This window comes from Bdellovibrio sp. HM001 (assembly GCF_055397275.1).
Genome location: NZ_AP029174.1, coordinates 2,336,768 through 2,355,876 on the forward strand (window position 1 = coordinate 2,336,768; position 19,109 = coordinate 2,355,876).

At 50.9% G+C, this 19,109-nt stretch carries 15 protein-coding genes; 9 read left to right on the forward strand and 6 right to left on the reverse strand.

What is annotated here, in order from left to right; genetic code table 11:
* Positions 1–9: 9 nt before the first annotated feature.
* The 3 genes from ACZ5ZZ_RS11110 to ACZ5ZZ_RS11120 form a co-directional block, all read right to left on the reverse strand.
* Positions 10–2,100 (reverse strand): hypothetical protein, encoded by a 2,091-nt coding sequence (locus ACZ5ZZ_RS11110; protein ID WP_464139387.1) that lies wholly within the window; start codon positions 2,098–2,100, stop codon positions 10–12.
* 246 nt (positions 2,101–2,346) lie between these two features.
* Positions 2,347–2,670 (reverse strand): hypothetical protein, encoded by a 324-nt coding sequence (locus tag ACZ5ZZ_RS11115; RefSeq protein WP_464131161.1) that lies wholly within the window; start codon positions 2,668–2,670, stop codon positions 2,347–2,349.
* 239 nt (positions 2,671–2,909) lie between these two features.
* The gene (locus tag ACZ5ZZ_RS11120; protein WP_464131162.1) at positions 2,910–3,716 is read right to left on the reverse strand and encodes a S1 family peptidase; all 807 of its coding nucleotides are present in this window, start codon (positions 3,714–3,716) and stop codon (positions 2,910–2,912) included.
* Positions 3,717–3,975: 259 nt separating this feature from the next.
* Between ACZ5ZZ_RS11120 and ACZ5ZZ_RS11125 the strand changes: the two genes are divergently transcribed.
* Together ACZ5ZZ_RS11125 and ACZ5ZZ_RS11130 are read left to right on the forward strand one after the other, a co-directional pair.
* Complete coding sequence (locus ACZ5ZZ_RS11125; protein ID WP_464131163.1) at positions 3,976–5,691, forward strand: DUF2785 domain-containing protein; 1,716 nt, start codon at positions 3,976–3,978, stop codon at positions 5,689–5,691.
* A gap of 1 nt (position 5,692) precedes the next feature.
* Positions 5,693–6,208 (forward strand): hypothetical protein, encoded by a 516-nt coding sequence (locus ACZ5ZZ_RS11130; protein WP_464120679.1) that lies wholly within the window; start codon positions 5,693–5,695, stop codon positions 6,206–6,208.
* A gap of 66 nt (positions 6,209–6,274) precedes the next feature.
* On the opposite strand, the gene ACZ5ZZ_RS11135 is transcribed toward ACZ5ZZ_RS11130, so the two are convergent.
* Positions 6,275–7,780, reverse strand: coding sequence for an FAD-dependent oxidoreductase (locus ACZ5ZZ_RS11135; RefSeq protein ID WP_464139389.1), 1,506 nt, complete (start codon positions 7,778–7,780; stop codon positions 6,275–6,277).
* 32 nt (positions 7,781–7,812) lie between these two features.
* Between ACZ5ZZ_RS11135 and ACZ5ZZ_RS11140 the strand changes: the two genes are divergently transcribed.
* The 5 genes from ACZ5ZZ_RS11140 to ACZ5ZZ_RS11160 all read left to right on the forward strand — a co-directional run bounded on the left by ACZ5ZZ_RS11140 (position 7,813) and on the right by ACZ5ZZ_RS11160 (position 14,510).
* Complete coding sequence (locus tag ACZ5ZZ_RS11140) at positions 7,813–8,442, forward strand: 2OG-Fe(II) oxygenase (RefSeq protein ID WP_464139391.1); 630 nt, start codon at positions 7,813–7,815, stop codon at positions 8,440–8,442.
* Complete coding sequence (locus ACZ5ZZ_RS11145; RefSeq protein ID WP_464139393.1) at positions 8,439–10,220, forward strand: ABC transporter ATP-binding protein; 1,782 nt, start codon at positions 8,439–8,441, stop codon at positions 10,218–10,220. Before ACZ5ZZ_RS11140 ends, ACZ5ZZ_RS11145 begins: the two co-directional genes overlap by 4 nt.
* Positions 10,213–12,075 (forward strand): ABC transporter ATP-binding protein, encoded by a 1,863-nt coding sequence (locus ACZ5ZZ_RS11150; protein WP_464120675.1) that lies wholly within the window; start codon positions 10,213–10,215, stop codon positions 12,073–12,075. Before ACZ5ZZ_RS11145 ends, ACZ5ZZ_RS11150 begins: the two co-directional genes overlap by 8 nt.
* 167 nt (positions 12,076–12,242) lie before the next feature.
* Positions 12,243–13,586 carry a magnesium transporter gene (gene mgtE, locus ACZ5ZZ_RS11155; RefSeq protein ID WP_464120674.1) on the forward strand — a complete coding sequence of 448 codons (1,344 nt, stop codon included), beginning with the start codon at positions 12,243–12,245 and terminating at the stop codon, positions 13,584–13,586.
* 9 nt (positions 13,587–13,595) lie between these two features.
* Entirely contained in the window at positions 13,596–14,510 is a 915-nt protein-coding gene (locus tag ACZ5ZZ_RS11160) for a hypothetical protein (RefSeq protein ID WP_464139395.1), read from the forward strand.
* 23 nt (positions 14,511–14,533) lie between these two features.
* Here ACZ5ZZ_RS11160 and ACZ5ZZ_RS11165 read toward each other — a convergent pair whose 3' ends face one another.
* Complete coding sequence (locus tag ACZ5ZZ_RS11165; protein ID WP_464120672.1) at positions 14,534–14,857, reverse strand: hypothetical protein; 324 nt, start codon at positions 14,855–14,857, stop codon at positions 14,534–14,536.
* A 177-nt stretch (positions 14,858–15,034) separates the two neighbouring features.
* On the reverse strand, positions 15,035–16,894 hold the full coding sequence (locus tag ACZ5ZZ_RS11170; RefSeq protein ID WP_464139397.1) for a S8 family serine peptidase: 1,860 nt from the start codon (positions 16,892–16,894) through the stop codon (positions 15,035–15,037).
* 171 nt (positions 16,895–17,065) lie between these two features.
* On the opposite strand from ACZ5ZZ_RS11170, the gene ACZ5ZZ_RS11175 reads away from it, so the two are divergent.
* Entirely contained in the window at positions 17,066–17,677 is a 612-nt protein-coding gene (locus tag ACZ5ZZ_RS11175; RefSeq protein ID WP_464120670.1) for a DUF502 domain-containing protein, read from the forward strand.
* Positions 17,677–19,083: a hypothetical protein gene (locus tag ACZ5ZZ_RS11180; protein WP_464139399.1), complete on the forward strand. Its 1,407-nt coding sequence runs from the start codon at positions 17,677–17,679 to the stop codon at positions 19,081–19,083. Before ACZ5ZZ_RS11175 ends, ACZ5ZZ_RS11180 begins: the two co-directional genes overlap by 1 nt.
* Positions 19,084–19,109: the final 26 nt, after the last annotated feature.

Genomic DNA, 19,109 nt, shown 5'->3' on the forward strand with positions numbered 1-19,109 from the left:
CTCGGGCGGTTAAGCGGGGCCTCCGCCAGCTTCCGCCCCGGACACAGACAACTTCTCAGATTCCCCAACAGTTCCGTCCTGCTGAACTTCGCGAATCACCGCCTCATCAGAGCCCTGCGTCGTCACGATCCCGTGAAGGTTCCCATTATACTTAAAGAGACTCACAGCTTTACTGCTGACCTGGCTGCTTAAAAGCTTCGTTTCAAACGTCATATCCGGTTTAAGCTCGGCATAAGAGGCCTTATCACTGCCGTAGTCCCAGACAGAGAAATAGATTTTACCGCCGGACTCCACCACCCCAGAAACATTTTCGTAATCCCCTGGATCTGCAGGCAGCGGCGCTCCGATCACCGCCCCCTGGTGATCCAGCACCACGAAATCCCAATAATCACTGCCCTCGTGACTAATCACAAAGTAGCCACCGATATAAATTCCGCTCTGATTGACGTACAAGGTGTAAATGTCGTCATTGCCGATATCAACGACAACCTCGTTGGAAAGCCCCGCATCCAGCAAACCGGTATTTAAATCCAGAGCCACCAGCTTTGATGCCGAACTGACAGACATAGGCACCACTTCTCCCGCCTCGGCATCTTCGCCGACCACAAGGCTATTACCGACCATATACAACTTATCGTTATAAAGACCTAGGCCTGAGACATTTCCCGAAACCGCAACTGGCAAGGCCACAGATTTGAAGTGATCATTAATATCAAGAACCACAAGGCCTTGCTGTTGAACCCCGTTGACCTGCTCAAAGAATCCACCCGCATAAAGCTTTTTCCCATGAACGGCAAGTCCGCGGATACTGACCTTGTCATCCGGGGCATCATTCACGCCGTCAAGGCTTAGCACGGTCGGAATTTCAACCTCTTGTCGGGTTGACATCGATTCGGCATAAAGACCGCTATGAACCCCCGACCCCGTTGCTCCATTGCCGGCGGCACTCAAAGCGAAGAATCCACCTGGAACCGACGCCAACGTCTCGGAATTAAGGACACTCTGATAGTATGTTTCCGTTAAGTCACTGCGCTTCAGCTCCAAAAACTGTGAACCTACCGCCAAAGCGATTTTTTCCTCATTCACCGCCCAGACAATCTGATTCGGCGGTATTCTGTCGGTGTCCCACGGCAGCACTCGTGTCACCTGGTTAGTGGAAAGATCGTAAGAACAGATGTTAACCAAATTATTATCGAAATCCACCAGGGCCAACAGGTAAAGCATATTGCCATAGGCCTTCACGGTGGGTGACCCATAAACTCCGCAGGCCGAGATATCAAATGCACGAGAAGTTAAAATGCCGTTGTTGATTGTATACAACTCAGAAGACTCCGAACCCATGTGATAAGCCAATGGTTGGCCCGCACCATCCAGCAACAAGGTGGCCGGAGAGTTAAAACCCGTCGGTTCAACAAAGACTGTCTGATTCACATAGTCCAAATCAACAACAACACGCCCGGTACCACCCATGGTTCCGACCAGGACAACCCTGCTACCCGCCACGATGACATCATCCACGGACTGCAGCTCCAACCCATCTGCAACAATGCTAGCCGGCAACAACGAGCCACTCTCCAAGTTCAGAATAGCAACATTTCTGCCATCTTCCATGGACATCGGGACGCCACCACCGCCTTCCTCTCCTCCGGAGGGTTGGGTGTAATAGAGGGGACCGGCTAAAATCAGCTTGTCGTTTTTAGTATGCAGCCAAGCGATCTGCCGTTTTTCCTCAAGAAGGGAAGGGGCATAGTAAAACGTAGGCGACACAAAGGAATTATCCAAAGCCCAGTCAGACGTAAATCTTCTGACCCGCATTTCACCAGGATTAGCCACGGTCATCGCAACGTAGTATCGTCCTAAAGAATCCTGCACTAAGGCGTGGGCCTCTTTTAACGAGACAGGCAAAGAGACTGCCTGACCGCGAGGATCCGAAGACAAGTTCGTAATACCGCTCGAACAGGGACCCACTTTAGTAAAGTCCCCACCGTAATAACGAATTCCCTCTGACTCGAGCACAGTACGAATGGCGCCACCTTCGAAACACAGCTTTCCACCGAAGGATTGGATGGGATTTTCAGTGCCCGGTGATGTCGGCAGCAACGAAGGATTTTGGGTTAAATTGAGGTCAAGGCTACAACCGCATAGAAGTACAACTAGAAAACATGCAAAAGATGAATACACATACGTTCTGATCATGAAGAACTTTTCGGCATTTCTTTCTGCCGGCTCAATCCCCCATGAAGGTTATTACGCGAAACAGGTCGAAAACTCATTTTCAAAATATATGAAAATGGTTCGTTTTGCTCATTCATCCTGTGGCTTCAATGGCAGCCACAACGCCCAAGCTTATTCAGCGTAAAGGACGCTAGACCCTTTAAGTTTGCAGTCTAAATCCAAGGCAAAGGCTTCCTGAAACCATCCGCTGTGCTGGGATCCATTATTAAGGTAAAGATAGACATCCTCGGAAAAGGGACCAATGTGCCCTTGCGCTCCCCGGCGAGCATCCCCTGCCAGCAGAGTCCCCACCAGAACTGGAGATGATGGGTGATCACTCGGATGTCCGTGATTGGCTACGATCGCAGCGATCTGCAAATCACAGTTGGCTGTGGCAGCCTGAGAAGTCAGGACCAGAGAAAAAGACAAAAAAGCAAAAGCGACTTTGTTCATCATGTTCTTACCTTTGTTAAAAGCGGTAGGCCTAAGGATTTAACTGAATTTCGGGCGGCTCTCAAGTCAGGAGATTGTTCAGAGGCTTCGACCTATAAGAATTGCGTGTACTTTGAGCTGGTGGATGGAAAGATCGCAGAAGCCTACTTCCACAATATAAAAAAACCCACAACCTTTTTGAAAGCTGTGGGTCCTGGTAAAGCGTTGCCGCCTGATTTCATTTCAGATTCTTCTGAAATATCCTATTTGATGGACATCAGCAAAGCTGCTGTTTCCTGAATCCAGGGAACATAAGCGTCCACTCTTGTAAAGATGGACATGATGAAGCAGTCCGGAGTCAGAGGAATTGGGATAGAGTCGCCGCGACTGGCAACACCCATCAGATAAAGCTTGCCATTTTTTTCCACGTAAGCCGGGCCGCCGGAATCACCACTGCAGATACCTTTTTTCAAGGACTGATCGATCATGATTTCTGTGCTGCCATACAAGGGCTTTTTCACCTTCAAATCAGTTGTGCGCAAGGTGCCTGCACCCTTTTTGATACCCCATGACCAATTCAAACCGTAACCGGCAACCACAATGCGGGAACCTTTTTGCAGCTCATTGAATTCTTTGTACAAAGGAGCCGGAACGTAACCCGCCGGAACATTGCCTTCAAAGCGAACCAGAGCAATGTCAGCTGTATCTTCCGCGCGATCTGGATTATAAAGCTTATGTTGAATAGCTTTGATTGTTTTACGAGATTTGGACTTATCCAAACCTTTCATTTCCTGGCCAAAGAAGACGATCAATTCACTGGAGTTTGGATCCACACAGTGAGCCGCAGTCAGAACCAATTGCGGAGCAATCAAAGTACCAGAGCACAAAGCCCCCACTTTCGCATCATACAATCCTACTGTGGACCGCGCAATATTACTGCCAGCGGAAACAACCTCACCGCCAATCACACCATTCTGAGCTTCAGTGGCTTGTACTTGAGCAGAGTTCTGTTGACCGCAAGCTGCCAACATTGCCGTCGCCATCATAGTCATCGTTAACTTTTTGAGCATGTATTACCCCTTGTGTTTTTTTACGATGGCCTTTTCTATCAAAGCTTGAATAAAAAAGGGGAACTAAGACCAGACCCTGATCTTTTTTCCAGAACCTTCCCTATTTACATTGGTCGACATAAAAGGTCCCCTGTATCAATTTTAGACACCTGTCTAAGCCTCAGAGGCCATATAAAGGGTCTGACACCGTCTCATAAATGGAATCGCATTTGCATCTTGGGGCAACGGACCATGGCCCCTAAATATGAGGATAACAAAAATGCCAAATCGGTTGCCCACATCCAAGTTGCTGATCCCGCTTCTGCTGACCCTGCAGGCGATGACTGCCCATGCTGTCACCGACGCCAATCCGCAGATCGCCAATAAGCATCTGTTGAAAAATGCAGTCCGTGTTCAGGTCACTCAACGCGGGATGAAATACTTCGACAACCGCCTGAGTGAAATTCTGGGGAATCTGGGCGTGAAGCTGGATGAGGGCTATTTCCCGGCAATGACTTATACTTTTGAAAAGCCCCTGAAGCCTGAAGACATCATGGCGTCCAATCCGGAAATGGTGAAAATGTACAACCAGGTGCGTGGTCTTCTGACCCAGTGGCTGGTGGGATTCTCAATGAACGATCACCAGCCGCAAATTGAAATCGGAGAATCCGGTTATATCGCGCAGTTTTCCCGCTTTGGTCTGGTGACGGATGAACGCCTGATGGATTCCCTGGGAAAACGTGACGGTGCGATTCTGGCCATTGAATTGGAAGTGAAAAAAATGACCCTGGCCACAAAGTCCGTGGTCGCCTGGGACACGCAAAACGAATTCCTTGGTAAGATCGGTTTTGAAGATGTTTCTTTGGAGGCTGGTGACAAGGAAATCCCTTTGCGCATCCGCATTCCTTTCTACATCCGCATGAATGCCTATGGAACACTGGATTTCGAGGCTTTGGAAATTGACAACAACTTTGATAAAACGTCGTTGGCTTTGCAGTATAAAAAACTACTGGTTCCGACCTTTGCCATCGAAGTGAACGGCAAAAAGTTCTATTTGAACAATGCTGAAATCGAAAAGCTTTTTGCCGCTCAGGCTCCGATGATTCTGGAAAAAGTCCGCGAAAACATCGGTGAATTTGCACGCAAACAGCTGCCGGAAATGCTAAACCAAAAAGCCAAAGAGTTCCTAAAAGGTCCCTTGGAACAAGTTCAGGACATGGCAGCTCCTGGCCAGGAACCCACCGACACCCGTCCGGCTTTCAAGTGGGGCTTGCAGCTCCAAAATCTGAATCTTAAGAAGTCCCTGAACATTGATCTGACCACCTACGTGGAAGATCCGGTCAACAGCCGCAGCGCTCCGGTAGCGGGGCACGCTTCCCGCGGGGCTCCCTCATTCGGCGCCGTGGCTCAGGAAAATTATGACATTGGCCTGAGCGTGGACCGATCCCTGATCAATCGCGTTCTGCAACTGGCATTTGAGCGCAGAAACTTCGAACAGATCAAACAATCCGATGGTTCCGTTTTGAAACTGGTGGCGACACCATTGATAGACTATGTAAAAACTCCAGCTGGTGTGGCTTTGAAGCCTACTGAAACCTTCGTCAAATTAAGAGTTTCAGTCGAAATTAAGCCCGGTTCGATGTTCCTGAAAAACATCATCGTGGTGGACTTCGATATCATTGCAAAATTGCGCCAGTTAGAGGATAAGAGCGGCATGCAACTGCTGTTGCACTCGATCGATACAGATTCCATGTATCTGGATGACAAGTACATCTCTATGGCGGGCAAGCTCTTCAAAGGCAAAGTCCGTGACGGTGTCAAAGACGAGTTGAAAAAACGCAGTGCTAACTGGAGAAAAACAGAAGAGTCCCTGCCTGGTGGCTTGCCTCTTCCTCCACAGATTTTAGGAATTAAACTGGATATTAATCGCGTCATGATGGATCCAAACGGTCACTTAGTGATGTATCTGGATTACGCGAAAACAGGAGCGAAATAACATGCGATCCCTCAAACTTATCATCATCAATGCTTTGACTCTGATTATCGGTCTTGGCCTCATGAGCGGTTCAGTCTCTCAAAGAAGTGCCGAGGCTGCGCGCTTTGAGTCCATCCCTGCTCTGCAGGTCAACCGCCTGGGCAACTACCGCGGGCAGTATCTGACGGTGCTTTATGCCGTCGGCTCCCGTCCGTTTATCTCCACGGATTCCTCTCAGATTTCCATCTCTCAGGTGAAGGAAGCCCGCACGGTATACATCTCTGCCGACACAATGAGCCTGCCTTCTGTTCAGGTGGAAAAAGAAGGTTTCCGTCCTTCGTACAATATCGTGGTGTTTGTGGTGTCGCCTCAGGCCAACTATAGCTGGGTGAACGCGGACGGATCCATCCCTCAAGGCATGACTGCGACCAACAATCGCATGAGTTCTTTGATCAATGCGATCAACAAAACAGATGTGGACAGCTTCATCTCTTCGCAAGGCAATGCAGGTGTCCTGCAGGTGAATCTGGTTAAATAACCCGATTTCAGCCGCACGTTCCGAAAAAAGAAAAAGGCGTCATCTTCATGACGCCTTTTTTATTTTCTATCGCAGGATATCGACAGCCGCTCTCTGACCAGACTCCAAAGCCCCCTGCAAGGTTCCGGCAAAACGCAAACTGGTGTGCTCTCCGGCAAAGTGAAGATGACCAGCCAACTCGGGTTCCGCTGCGGCTCCGCGATACTTCATGTACTGGCCCGGCTTAAACACGGCCATAGAGCCCAACGACCATTTGCGCTGGCGCCAGTTGATCATCTGCTGGACCCCACTGAGTCTGGCGGGAACTTCCCCATAGAAACGCTCCAGATCCTTACGCGCTTCATCGGTTGCCGCCGCACCGGCCCTCAAACCGGAACTGCCACCTCGTTGCCAAGTCAGCAGGCCCTGGGTGCCGGGCTGGGAGCGTCCAGAGTCCCAGATTTTTTCCGAAAGGAAGTCCCCGGTGAAATTGCCCAGATTTGCCGGCGTCGAAGCCAGCGGACTTCGCCAGAACGGGGTTGCAAAACCCACGACCCCTTTGCTGTGAGTGGCGTATTCCTGATGACGAATGACATCTTTCTTCAATTCAGAAAGTTCCAAATCCATCAGGCCTTTGACTTCACGCAACTTTGAAAAAGGCAGCGTGCAAATAACATTGCGAGCCCGGAAGACTTCTTTTCCCCGAGGTCCCTGGAATGTGAGTTTGAAGATCTCCTTTTCATACTCCACTTCCACCAAAGCCATGTTCATTTTCATTATATGGTCCGGAATGACACCGCCGGCCCGATCCGCCAGAACCTGCATCAAAGACGACAGGCCCCCTTCCATGCGATACAGGGTTGAGGAACTCAGCAGTGAACTGCCCTCGGCATCAAGCGTGGAAAGAAAGTGCAATGCAGACTGATCCTTGGCATCCACTCCGAAGCGATTCACGGCTTGCACCTCGATCAGATCACTCAACACCGGATCCAGCTCGCTGGACCATGAATTCAACAGATCCTTCAGTGACAGGCTGTCATAGTAAGCCGAGCGTTCAAACTGAAGCGCATTTTTATAACTCAGCACCACATCCTGGTCGCGGTACAAATCCAAGCGCACACGCCGCAGGGGATTTTGCAGCGTCTTCAGGCGCGGAATAAGATCTTTCACACGATACTGGCGCCCCTGAAAGGAAAACAAGTGGGCTTCGGTTCCCGCTGGAGTGCGGATTTCCCTCAGTGGCAGATTCAGCTCTTTGGCCAGCGCAATCACGGTGGCGTGGGAACCATCAACGAACTCGGCCCCCAGCTCGGCCACCGGGCCTTCTTCGGGAAACACGGACACCGACTGAACACGTCCTCCGACACGTGAGGAGGCCTCAAAGATCCGGAACGGAACTTTGCGTTTCTTCAGTTCGAAGGCGGCTGACAAACCTGCCGCGCCGGCCCCTAAAATCACAACCTCATCGCGTAAGTCCCGGGTGTCCCCCATAAAGAGGCGCTCAGTGGTGGCACAAGCCCCTAAAGCCATTGCGCCGGACCCCAAGGCCGAGATTTTCAAAAACTCACGACGGGTAAAAGAACTTTTTGCCATTGCTCCCCTCACCTGAATAGAATGGCAACACTTTGGAACAGAATCAAATCAATCTCATAAATCTGGATAGAATGTTGGAGTCTCTGGCCCAGGATAACTGGGCCACAGCAAACGACATTTTTCCCTCTGAATTCTGCATGGCGCTCGCCCAAGAGTGTCATCGCCTGCGCCACGAAGGAGAGCTGACCAAAGCCTCCATCGGGCATGCAGGCAGCAAAACGATCAACGCCGAAATCCGCGGCGACTTCACTCTGTGGCTGGAGGAAAACACCGCCTCGGAGCTGCAACAAAGCTTCCTCGATCAGATGGAGCTTTTAAAATCGAAACTCAATCAGTTTTTTTATTTAGGTCTCAAAAGATTTGAATCTCACTTTGCACTGTATCCTCCGGGCGGAGGTTATGATAAGCATATTGACAACCATCGTGGTTCGGGTGCGAGAAGAATAACCTTTGTTCTTTATCTTAACCCAGACTGGAAAAAGGGCGATGGTGGCGAACTCAGCTTGTATGAGCCTGACGACGAAAATCAGCTTATCACACAGATTGAACCTCGCCTTGGCACCTTTGTTTTATTCCGCAGCGAACTTTTCCCGCACCAAGTGGAGAAAAGTCATTCACACCGGCTCAGTTTGACCGGATGGTTTAGGAACGATGCATCATGAAGTCTCTTTTTACTGAAGTTGTTTTCACCCGTCTGCATGCGCGAATCACCGTTTTGGTGTGCTCGCTGATTGCCGCGGTGCTGGGCTTGCTGGGGCCTTTTTTCCAAAAAGAGTTCATCGATCAGCTGACCGGCGTTGAAAGCCGACTTCACTTTATCCAGTTTGATCACACATTAACTTACATCATCGGCGCTTTTTTCTGTGTTCTGCTGGCCCAAGCCTTCACTCAACTGACAAACTTCCTGAGCGTGCGCGAAGCGCTTTATATGCAAAAGGTCTTCGCCAAAAGACTTTATGACAAAACCCTGCACCTGCAGGTCGACACAATGAGCGGCCGCCCCGTGGGTGAAATCGTTTCTTTGTATGCCACGGACGTTCAGGGCGCCACCGTTTTTCTGGATCAGACTTTGCCCGCGGGCGCCTCTATGCTGTTCCCTTTGATTCTTTCACCTTTCGCAATCTCTTTGCTTTTTGATGTTCCGCTTTGGCCGACCATCTTGCTGATGCTGGCGATTTCCTGCCTGAACACATTCCTGGCCTTCCGACAGTCCAAGTTCTTTTTTAACTTCAAACAACTGGCGGCAGAGCGTATCGGCCTGGTGAACGAATGGATCCAGAACATCCGCACCATTCGCATCCTGAGCTGGACCCAACACTTTGAAAAAAACATCTTCGCCAAGCGTATCGTGGAAACCCGCAACCGCGTTTCCATGGTCACCAACGGTCAAGTGATGAACTCCATTTCAACATCCATCACTTTCTTTCTGAATGCGGTGGCATTGGCGACTTTGGTGTTCTACTCCAATCATCAATTAACCAGTGGCGAGCTTCTGGCCCTGCTATGGATTGTCGGAGTTTTTCTAACCCGACCGTTCCGGCAAATGCCCTGGTTCTTTACGTTCGCATTTGATTCCTGGACCTCCCTGCGCCGCCTGGAAGACTATTTTTCGACCCAGAACAACACAACTGAAGACCGTTCAGCAGGGACTCCACTTCCGCAAGGACAGGAAGAATATGCTTTGCAAGTGCGCGGCTTGAACCTGACTGTGTCCCAACGCCGCATTCTTCGCAATGTGTCCCTGGATATCAAAAACGGAGAGTTTGTGGCGGTTGTTGGCGAGGTTGGCGCCGGAAAATCCATGCTGCTTTTATCATTGCTGAAAGAAACCGGGGCCCGCTTTGACTTCTATCATCTGGCAGGAAAGGACGCACAAAAAGTTTCCGTCGATGAGGTGCGATCTCACTTTGCGTATGTCCCACAGGAAGGTTTTATCATGAACGCGACCTTGCGCGAAAACGTGGCCTTCATCTATGACATTGAGGCCGAGCGTGACCCAATGGTGGAAGAGTCTCTGCGTCTGGCGCAATTTGATCTGAACACCGAACGGGTGGAAAAAGGTTTGAATACCGAGATCGGCGAGCGGGGCGTGAATCTTTCAGGAGGTCAAAGACAACGTGTCGGTCTGGCCCGCGTTCACTATCACGAAGCTCCCATCATGCTGCTGGATGACTGCCTCAGTGCCGTGGATGTCGACACCGAACAAAAACTTTTTGAGCAGTTGTTATTAGGTGCCTGGGCAGACCGCACGCGCCTTCTGGTCACTCACCGACTGAGTGCCTTAAACCGTGTGGATCGCATTTTGTTCATGGAAGAAGGACAGATCATTGATTCTGGCACGTTTGAAGAACTTCTGGCACGCAATGAAAAGTTCCGAGCCTACACCACGAGTGTCGCCAAAGAGGCCGCAGACAAAAAAGCGGAGGTGACACATGTCTAATGCACCGATCAACCCCAAATATCTTTCTGATGGCGACACCAAAAAAGGCGGCGGATACAACAAGACCATCTACGCCACACTGAAGTACGCCTACCAGCCGTTCCTGGTCCGCATCATCGTTTGTCTGTGCCTGGGAATTGTCGGGCGCGGGCTGCTGCTGGCCAACACCAATATCATCGGTTACTGGGTGGACACGATCACCGGGAAAGAAAACATTCTGACTGGAATGACTTCCGGTCAGATCATTGCCCTGCTGACAGGCATGGCCTTGACGGGCTTCGTGCTGACCTTATCCTTCCGGGTCAGCTTTTCGCGGTTGTCAGCCCAGGCTATTTCCTCGTTCTATGACGAAGTGACGTTACGCACTTCTCGCCTGCCGATGAGTTTTTTCGACAACACTCCTGCAGGCCGCATTATCACCCGCTTTTCCAGCGATTACGGCAACGTCTTCCGTCTTTTCGGCGGCCCCTTGGCCGAGTTCATTTCAATTATTTTCGATCTGATGATGATGGTGGCACTGATTACCTTGGCCAATCCTGTGTATCTGGTCTTCGTGGTCTTTATCGCCATCATGAACTATCTGGTCTATAAGCTGAATCAGGAAAAATTGCGCACGGCCCGCCGGGAGCTATCTGCCAGTCGCTCACCCAGCATTGCGCACTTTGCTGAAACCACACAGGGTGCCAGCACCATTCGTTCCTTCCGCCGGCAAAAATCCTTTAGTGAACGCTTCGAGCGTCTGGATCGATATTTCCTGACGCAAAAATTGAACACCACAAAAAGTCTTCTGAGCTTTTCATTGCAAATGAACAGCCTGACAGCCTTCCTTCTGCTTATCACCGGCGTTTCCGCCTACTTCATGGTGGAAAAGGGTTGGGCCACTGTGGGGTCCGTCGGGGTGGCCTTTGCCTTTATTGCACTTTCCGGCAACACCGTGCAGATGTTCTTTGAATGGTTGACGCAATTTGAAGAAGCCATGATCGGCGTCGAACGATTGGATCAGTACATGCGCATGGATATCGAGCGCGGCTCGCTGCTGCCCTCATCCGCCACCTTTGCCACAGGACATCCGACCTACTCTCCCTCCGTTGAAAAGTATCTGGCAAACCGTCGTCTGACCGAAGACCGCAATGCATCTGTTCAGGTGCAGGACGTGTGGTTCCGCTATCGCGAAGACCTGCCATGGGTTCTGAAGGGTGTTCACTTTGAAGTGCACGCTGGAGAGCGCTTGGGTATTGTGGGACGCACCGGGTCCGGCAAATCCAGTTTAATTCAGGCACTGTTTTATCTTTACCCGATCGACAAAGGACAGATTTCCATCAACAATCACCTCCCCAAGCTTTCAGAGCAGGTCTCCGGCGTGGATCTGAACCTGTATAGAAAGTCCATGGCGTTTATCGCGCAGGAACCGATCCTTTTCCAGGGAACCCTGCGCTTTAACCTGGACATCGACGGTCAAATTTCCGAGGAAAAACTTCTTTCTGTTTTGGAGCAAGTCGGTTTACGAGACTGGGTCTTAAGTCAACCCGGAGGACTGGATATGCGCATTGAAGAGCGCGGCAAAAACCTGTCCCTGGGCGAACGCCAGCTTCTATGTATGGCCCGCTGTCTTTTGCAACAGGCCCCGATAGTGATCATGGACGAGGCGACCAGTTCCGTGGACCCGCAGTCCGAAGAAATCATGGTTCGCGCCACGGAAGAGTTCTTCTCTGACAGAACACAGATTATTATCGCGCACCGCCTGTCGACTCTGGCTAAATGTGATCGAATTTTATGGTTACAGAATGGGGAAATTGTCGCCCTGGGGCCGACAGCGGAAGTCCTTCCCCGTTTCAAAAACACCGAATTAGTCTAGGCCCAAACTATCGCGTTCTTCCAAGGCGTGCGATCCGCACGCCGACGACGCCGCAACGCCAAGTCTGAGGGTTTTGAAACGGCTTCTAAAGAATAAGTTTGCTCCAGCCGATGTTAGAGGGTATTTGATCGGGACAGCGATATCCGTTTTTCAACCAGGTGGGGCCCATGGACAACAACGAAAACCACAGCCATGAAGACGTCCAAGAACAAGACACTGTGATGTCTCTTTCGGACAGTTGGTCCGCCCTTAGTCCTGGCGAACGTCGTGAGAAATTCAAAGAACTGCCTCGCACCGAGGCGGAAGAACTTTTCCTCAGTCTCAAGACCCACGACCAGGCCGAATTGATCGAGGAGGCAACGCACCTCGAAAAAAGGTCCTGGATTCGCCTGCTCGCACCCGATGACGTGGCCGACTTGATTCAGGAAATGGGACATGACAGCCGCGAGGACATTCTGTCTCTGCTGGACCCGCAAACCAAGCGTGAGGTCACAGCCCTGCTCGCCTATGCTGAGGACGCCGCTGGGGGCTTGATGAGCTCCCGCTTTGTTCGCCTGCGCCCGGATATGAGCGTGGATGAGGCCATCAGCTACATTCGTATTCAAGCCAAGACCCACGTTGAAACGATTTACTATGCTTACGTTCTGGATTCAGAACAAAAACTTCTTGGTGTGGTTTCTTTCCGCGAATTGTTCCAGTCCTCGCCGGAAAAGAAAATTGCCGAGATCATGCACACCGACGTGTTGAAGGTTCCAGTTGAGATGGACCAGGAACAAATCGGTCGTATTTTCTCTCAACAGGAGCTGATGGCGGTCCCGGTTGTCGATGAAAACGGCATCATGAAAGGTATCGTCACCTTCGATGACGTGGCGACAGCCATTCAGGAAGAAGCGACCGAAGATATCCACAAAATCGGGGGTGTTGAATCCCTGGATGCACCGTATTTGAAAATCTCCATGCTGGAGATGTTAAAAAAGCGCGGTGGCTGGCTGATGATTCTTTTCCTTGGGGAAATGTTTACAGCGACTGCAATGGCCTTCTTCGAGGACGAACTGTCCAAGGCCGTGGTTCTTTCCATGTTCATTCCGCTGATTATCAGCTCAGGTGGTAACTCGGGCTCTCAGGCGTCCACTTTGATCATTCGTGCCATCGCTCTGCGCGAGGTGCGTCTGCGCGACTGGTGGCGCGTTTTAGGTCGTGAAATCCTCACCGGGGCCTGCCTGGGTCTGGTGCTGGGAATGATCGGCTTTATTCGTATCATGTTGTGGCCGAACCGCGAAAGTCTGTATACGGTTCACTACATGCAAGTGGGCATGACTGTCGCCGCGAGCGTGGTGGGGGTTGTGTTGTGGGGAACCATTTCCGGCTCGATGTTGCCTTTTGTTCTGAAGAAGGTGGGCTTTGACCCCGCTTCGGCTTCGGCTCCGGCCGTTGCGACACTGGTGGACGTTACGGGTCTTGTGATTTACTTCACGGTGGCTTCGTTCTTCCTCAGTGGCATTCTGCTGTAGGTTTCTGATATGAAGAAAAATGCGACCGTGCAAAATTATCTGAAGCACATCTCTTTTCTATTCGCGCTTCCGACTTCGAAGAAATTCGATGCGGTGACCCTGGAAGAATATCCTTTCGATGCTCAACTGCTCAAGGCCAGCAGTCTGTACCAGCGAAGTCGCCAGCTGTATCTATCTCTGGATGGAAAATACAGCGCGAAGGTCTGCTCCACCATGCGCTCCTTAAGTGCTCAGGATCTGTTTAAAGACTCTATCGAATACAGCCCCATCTTAAGTGAAATACTCTGGTTCAAAGATCATGCGGCCGAGGTTGCTGATCCCGAGGCGGCCGTCAAGTCCCTGATGGCTTACAGCGAGATCTCGGTGTTTCACGAACAAAATCACCGTATCTTGTGGCGTCTGCTGCCGCCGGCTCCGAAAAAACAGAGGGACTTCTGTCGTTATTTGAACTTTGCAGAAAGCCTGGTGGTCACTTTGGATCTGGCCCTGGGAGATGAGCTGGGCACAAGAGTTTCAAATTCATTTGAACAGGTTCGTGCCATCTATCGCCCTGGCGGTGTGGATAAATGGTCTCAGCTTCCGCCACAAGAATACCGGCAGTACCTGTATGCCCTGCTGACTGCAACGTACTTACTTTTGGAAATGGTTCACACCGAAGACATCGAATCTGCGGTGAATTATATCCTGCCTGGAAATAAACCCCTGGTGAAGGCGGCGACGAAAAGAGCGCTGGAACTAAGTGATCTTTTCATTCACAACACCAATCAACAGTGGCAGACGCTTTTCTGGAAGCAGGCCCAGACTCGACTGTCCGGGCTGCACAAAGCCTCCAAAGAGGCCGTCTGGCATCTGCCCGAGGACCCTCTGGATCTGCAAGACGAGTTCCTGCTGGCCGAACGCGTGTTTAAGTTCTTTGGCCTTTAAACGCAGAAAATCCTATTCTTTGACTACTTAACTTCATCGTAAGAAATCAGGTGGCACCCTTTGGCAGCCACTGTGATCAGATAGAAGACATCCCAGCTTTCACCCTCATCATTGCCGCCGCTGACGACCACTTTATAGTCAATGGAATTGTCGCCGTTATTCACTGTGAAGGATTCAAGCGAACTGTCCCACTCATGCCCCTGGATGCCGGAAGTATTTGCGGAATAAACGCCTTGGGCAAAACCCTCTGCGAACATCTGGCATTTGGCAACATCCTTTGCGGTCACCGCCGCAAAACCCGTTGAGGTCACTAACATCATAATCAATCCGGAAACGATCGCTTTCATGGGCCTCCCCTTTTTTTTGTTTTAAAGTGGCCTTGTCTTACCAAGCACGATCTATCCCTTCCAAGGGTCCGCTTTGGATTGTAATTATTCTGTTCCGGAGAATACCGTAAAAATAGAAACGGCCGCGAGTTCTTGTCTCACGGCCGTTTTTTTTAGAACTTCTTTAATTTACTACTGTCAGGACTTCATCATCCCGGCGGTCCAATCGCGGATCATGGCCAAAGTGCCCTGTCGCGCATTGGCGAACTGAACACCGTAGGCTTTGTTTGCCTCGCACCAGACGACCTGACCCTGCACCTCGATGACCTCGTGACCATCCGGGCTTTGAATTCGCATGGTAACCAGTCCGCCTTTTTCCAAAGCCTGGTCGGTGTTGAAGGACAATCCTCCTTCGGAAATCGTATTCACCGCGCCGACCAACTCACGGTCACCGACCTGAACACGGATCTCAGAACTCATCTTAAAGCGTTCATACTTCCTGCGCGACTTCGGATCTCGGGCGCGCAGAACCTGCCAAAGGATCAGCGGAATCAGCAACAGACCCACCACCACTCCGGCAGTACCGCCCCCTGAAGAGCCACCACCAGACCCGCTGCCAGGACCCTGTTTAATCACGCTTTGAACCAGACCACATCCACCAGCGGCAGAGGCTGCCTCGGCTGCTGGTGAACGATCTGCCGACTTATAAACAGGCTGAGAAGCCGCCGCCGTCGCCATATTTTGTGCAGCACTCATCAAAGTCACCGCATCCACACGCGCCTTGGAGGACACCACGCCATTCAAACTGTTCACCTGATCCGCAGAGCTCATCACAAGTTGCTTGATTTGATAACCGGACAAACTAGGGGCCTCACGCATCGCCAACGCCGCCATGCCTGCCACCAAAGGCGCTGCCATACTGGTTCCGGACATTTTCATGGTGGCGTTACCAGGAACGGTACTTTCGATGTATTCTCCCGGACTGCCAATATGCACTGAATAGCTGCCATAGTTCGAGAAGCCCGAACGATCATCCCAGCGACTTGTCGAAGCTACCGCGATGTTACTGGGAACATCGTAGCTGGCAGGGTACATCGGGCTGGTGTCATTGTTGCTGCCATAGTTACCGGCAGCGGAAACCACCAGCACATGTCGTTCATAAGCGTAGGCAATCGCATCCTGTAAGGAATGGCTGTAACCAGACCCACCCCAGGAGTTATTGATCACGCGTGCACCATTGTTCACAGCATAGTAGATGGCGCGTATCGCATTGGCCGTCGAGCCGGCACCGCCTTTGGCCAGAAACTTCAGCGGCATGACTTCAATTTTTGATTCATCCAAGGGACGCGCAAAAATGTTCAATCCTGCGCCGACGACAACTCCGGCGACGTGAGTGCCGTGATCGTCATCATCATAGAAGTTGGCTGTGTTGCTGATGAAGTTCCAGCCATTGATGTCGTCGACATAGCCATTCTGGTCATCATCCACGCCCGGACGTCCATTGGCTTCAATTTCATTGCGCCAAAGGGCCCCGGTTCCCCCCTCACTGACGGGCTTAAACACGTCGTGATTTTTATCCAGGCCGGTATCGACAACGGCCACGATGATCTTGCCTGTGGCAGAAAGAGGCTTTTGATAAGCCCAGGATTCAGACACACGCGTGTCTGCAGAGGATTGAGAATAAATCGTCGGATTGCTCGACGCATACCCCGAGGCGACGGCGTCTTCATAGGAAAGACGCTCTACCGGGCCGTTAGGCTCGACTTCACTCTTTTTCAGAATATAGTTCGGTTCAATGTACTCGACATCCGGATCTTTTTTGAGCTCTTCAACATCCGCAGCCACCTTCATGGAAACCTGAAAGATGCCCAAACCCGGAAATGTGGATTTCAGATTGGCCTTCCCCTGCAACTTGGACTGCGCCAAGGCCGGCCCCCCCGAAGAAGCCTTAAACTTGATGAGATATTCGCCAGGAACAGCCTCAGGAGCGTCCTGAGCCCCCGCGGTCCACCCCACCAAAGTCACCGTCAGAAATAAAGATCTTAGAATCGGCTTCACCGGTTCTCCTTTTTCATTTCAGAGAACTCTTCGGCCAGAAGTCGAGGTGGATTTAGACAAATTATTTTTTATTATTCGTCTCACCGTGAGACAGCGTCAGAACTTGCTGCGTTTCGACTTAGCTGATATCTATTTGTTGCCGATAGGCATTAAAGAACAGGACATCTAGGTATGAAACAACTCCAGAAGATCTTCTTGCAGGGCCTCGTTACATTTTTGCCAATTGCGCTGACGATCTATATTATTTATGCCGGCGTCGCAATTGTGGACAGCTTCCTTGGGGACGCCCTTCGCCAGATCCTTCCGGTTTATATCCCCGGCCTAGGCTTCCTGATCACGATCGTCCTGATTCTGCTTTTGGGGTTGATGCTGAACAATCTTCTGGCTGGCGGTATCTTCCAAAAGCTGGAACAAAAACTGACCAAAGTTCCTTTTATTAAAGCCATCTACAGTCCTCTGCGAGATCTGATGAATCTTTTCTCCAAAGGCGGCGGTCCGGGCGGACTGCAAAAAGTTGTACTGGTGGACTTGAGCGAAGGTGGAACCACCATTCGCGCCATGGGGCTTGTGACTCGCGAGAACTTCAAAGACGTGCCTGCGATTGAACAAAACGCCGGTGATCGTATCGCCGTTTATATTCCCATGAGTTATGGTTTGGGGGGATTCACCCTGATGGTGCCCCGTTCGCGCATCACTCCGTTGGATATGCCTATTGAAAAAGCGATGAGTCTTGCCATCACCGGCTGGGTGAAGGCTGATAAAAACGAAGGCGAGAAGAAATAATGTCTGACTCCATTGAAAACACCCTGAGCAAAGCCCGTAGAATCAACCAGGATGTCAGCCGCTATGGTGTGTTTGCGGAAATCGGTGCGGGTCAAGAAGTTGCCCGTCACTTCTTCCAAGCTGGCAAGGCGTCTCAAACAATTGCAAAAACAATCTCCGCTTACGACATGATTGTCAGTGATGACATCTATGGCCGCGAAAAAAACGGCCGTTATGTCTGCGAGCCTCGCTTAAATAAGATGCTGACGCACGAGTATGATCTTCTGGTGGATCGTTTAAGCCCCACCCGAGGCCCGCAATCCCGTTTCTTTGCCATCGCCAACACTGTGGCAACGGCGTCTTCAGGCAGCAACAAGCAGTCCCATGGCTGGATGGGGGTGCGTTTTCAGACCGAACCCGGCGGCCCTTCCAATGATATCATCCTGCATGTGCGCATGCTGGATCGTCATCGCCTGCAACAACAAGAGGCTTTGGGCATTTTGGGCGTCAATCTTTTGAACTGCGCTTTTTACCATCTGCTCGAAGCTGAAGAATTTATTACGCATCTGGTGGATGGTCTTAAAGACGATCAGATCGTGATCGATGTGATCAAGTTCCACGGGCCGGATGTGAAGCATTTTGATATGCGCCTGATGAATCTGGAGCTGGTTCGTCGAGGACTGGCAGAGGCGATCTTGTTCTCTCCACAAAATGAGATTCTGAATATTTCTGACGCAGTCTATGGCAAGTCCCTGCTCATTCAGCGCGGCACCTTCCGCCCGGTCACAGTGACCCACTTGGATGTTTTGCAAAAAGGTTTGCAGCAGATCAAGGGCGATGTGTTGAAATCAGAAGGTAAGGATCTGGAAGTTCTGCCTTTGATGGAACTGACCATGCACAATCTGACTGCCGATGGGCATGTGAACGAAAAAGATTTCCTGGCCAGGGTGGAAACCTTAACCAGTCAGGGTCTGCATGTTCTGATTTCCAACTTCTTCCTGTTCTATGGACTCAAGCGCTTTATCCGTCGCTATAATCCGCACTTCATGGCTTTGGTTGTGGGTGCCAGCCACCTGAACAAGCTTTTCACCGAAGAGCACTACAAGGATCTGGATGGCGGCCTGCTGGAAGGTCTTGGAAAACTGCTGGAGCAGAAGACCAAACTGTATATCTATCCCCACAAAACACCGAACCTGTGCCTGACGGCGAAGAGCTTCTTCCCCTCCCCGCACTTGCGTCATATCTATGCGCACTTTATCGAAAATCAGCAGATCGTCGATATTTCCGGCTGCGATGAAACCGGAGAGTATTTGCATTCGATAGATGTGATGAAGATGATCGAAGCCGGAGACGCAAAATGGGAGCAACTGGTGCCCCCGGGCGTTCGTGATTTGATCAAGTCTAAAAAGCTGTTTGGATTGAGGTAGATTTCTTTTGAAGATATCTACCGAGC

What these genes read in the sequence shown, in the direction of transcription:
- ACZ5ZZ_RS11115 (WP_464131161.1), bottom strand. Translation starts at nt 2,670, where the DNA reads ATGATGAACAAAGTCGCTTTTGCTTTTTTGTCTTTTTCTCTGGTCCTG.
- ACZ5ZZ_RS11120 (WP_464131162.1), bottom strand. Translation starts at nt 3,716, where the DNA reads ATGCTCAAAAAGTTAACGATGACTATGATGGCGACGGCAATGTTGGCA.
- ACZ5ZZ_RS11125 (WP_464131163.1), top strand. Translation starts at nt 3,976, where the DNA reads ATGCCAAATCGGTTGCCCACATCCAAGTTGCTGATCCCGCTTCTGCTG.
- ACZ5ZZ_RS11130 (WP_464120679.1), top strand. Translation starts at nt 5,693, where the DNA reads ATGCGATCCCTCAAACTTATCATCATCAATGCTTTGACTCTGATTATC.
- ACZ5ZZ_RS11135 (WP_464139389.1), bottom strand. Translation starts at nt 7,780, where the DNA reads ATGGCAAAAAGTTCTTTTACCCGTCGTGAGTTTTTGAAAATCTCGGCC.
- ACZ5ZZ_RS11145 (WP_464139393.1), top strand. Translation starts at nt 8,439, where the DNA reads ATGAAGTCTCTTTTTACTGAAGTTGTTTTCACCCGTCTGCATGCGCGA.
- ACZ5ZZ_RS11150 (WP_464120675.1), top strand. Translation starts at nt 10,213, where the DNA reads ATGTCTAATGCACCGATCAACCCCAAATATCTTTCTGATGGCGACACC.
- mgtE (WP_464120674.1), top strand. Translation starts at nt 12,243, where the DNA reads ATGGACAACAACGAAAACCACAGCCATGAAGACGTCCAAGAACAAGAC.
- ACZ5ZZ_RS11160 (WP_464139395.1), top strand. Translation starts at nt 13,596, where the DNA reads ATGAAGAAAAATGCGACCGTGCAAAATTATCTGAAGCACATCTCTTTT.
- ACZ5ZZ_RS11165 (WP_464120672.1), bottom strand. Translation starts at nt 14,857, where the DNA reads ATGAAAGCGATCGTTTCCGGATTGATTATGATGTTAGTGACCTCAACG.
- ACZ5ZZ_RS11175 (WP_464120670.1), top strand. Translation starts at nt 17,066, where the DNA reads ATGAAACAACTCCAGAAGATCTTCTTGCAGGGCCTCGTTACATTTTTG.
- ACZ5ZZ_RS11180 (WP_464139399.1), top strand. Translation starts at nt 17,677, where the DNA reads ATGTCTGACTCCATTGAAAACACCCTGAGCAAAGCCCGTAGAATCAAC.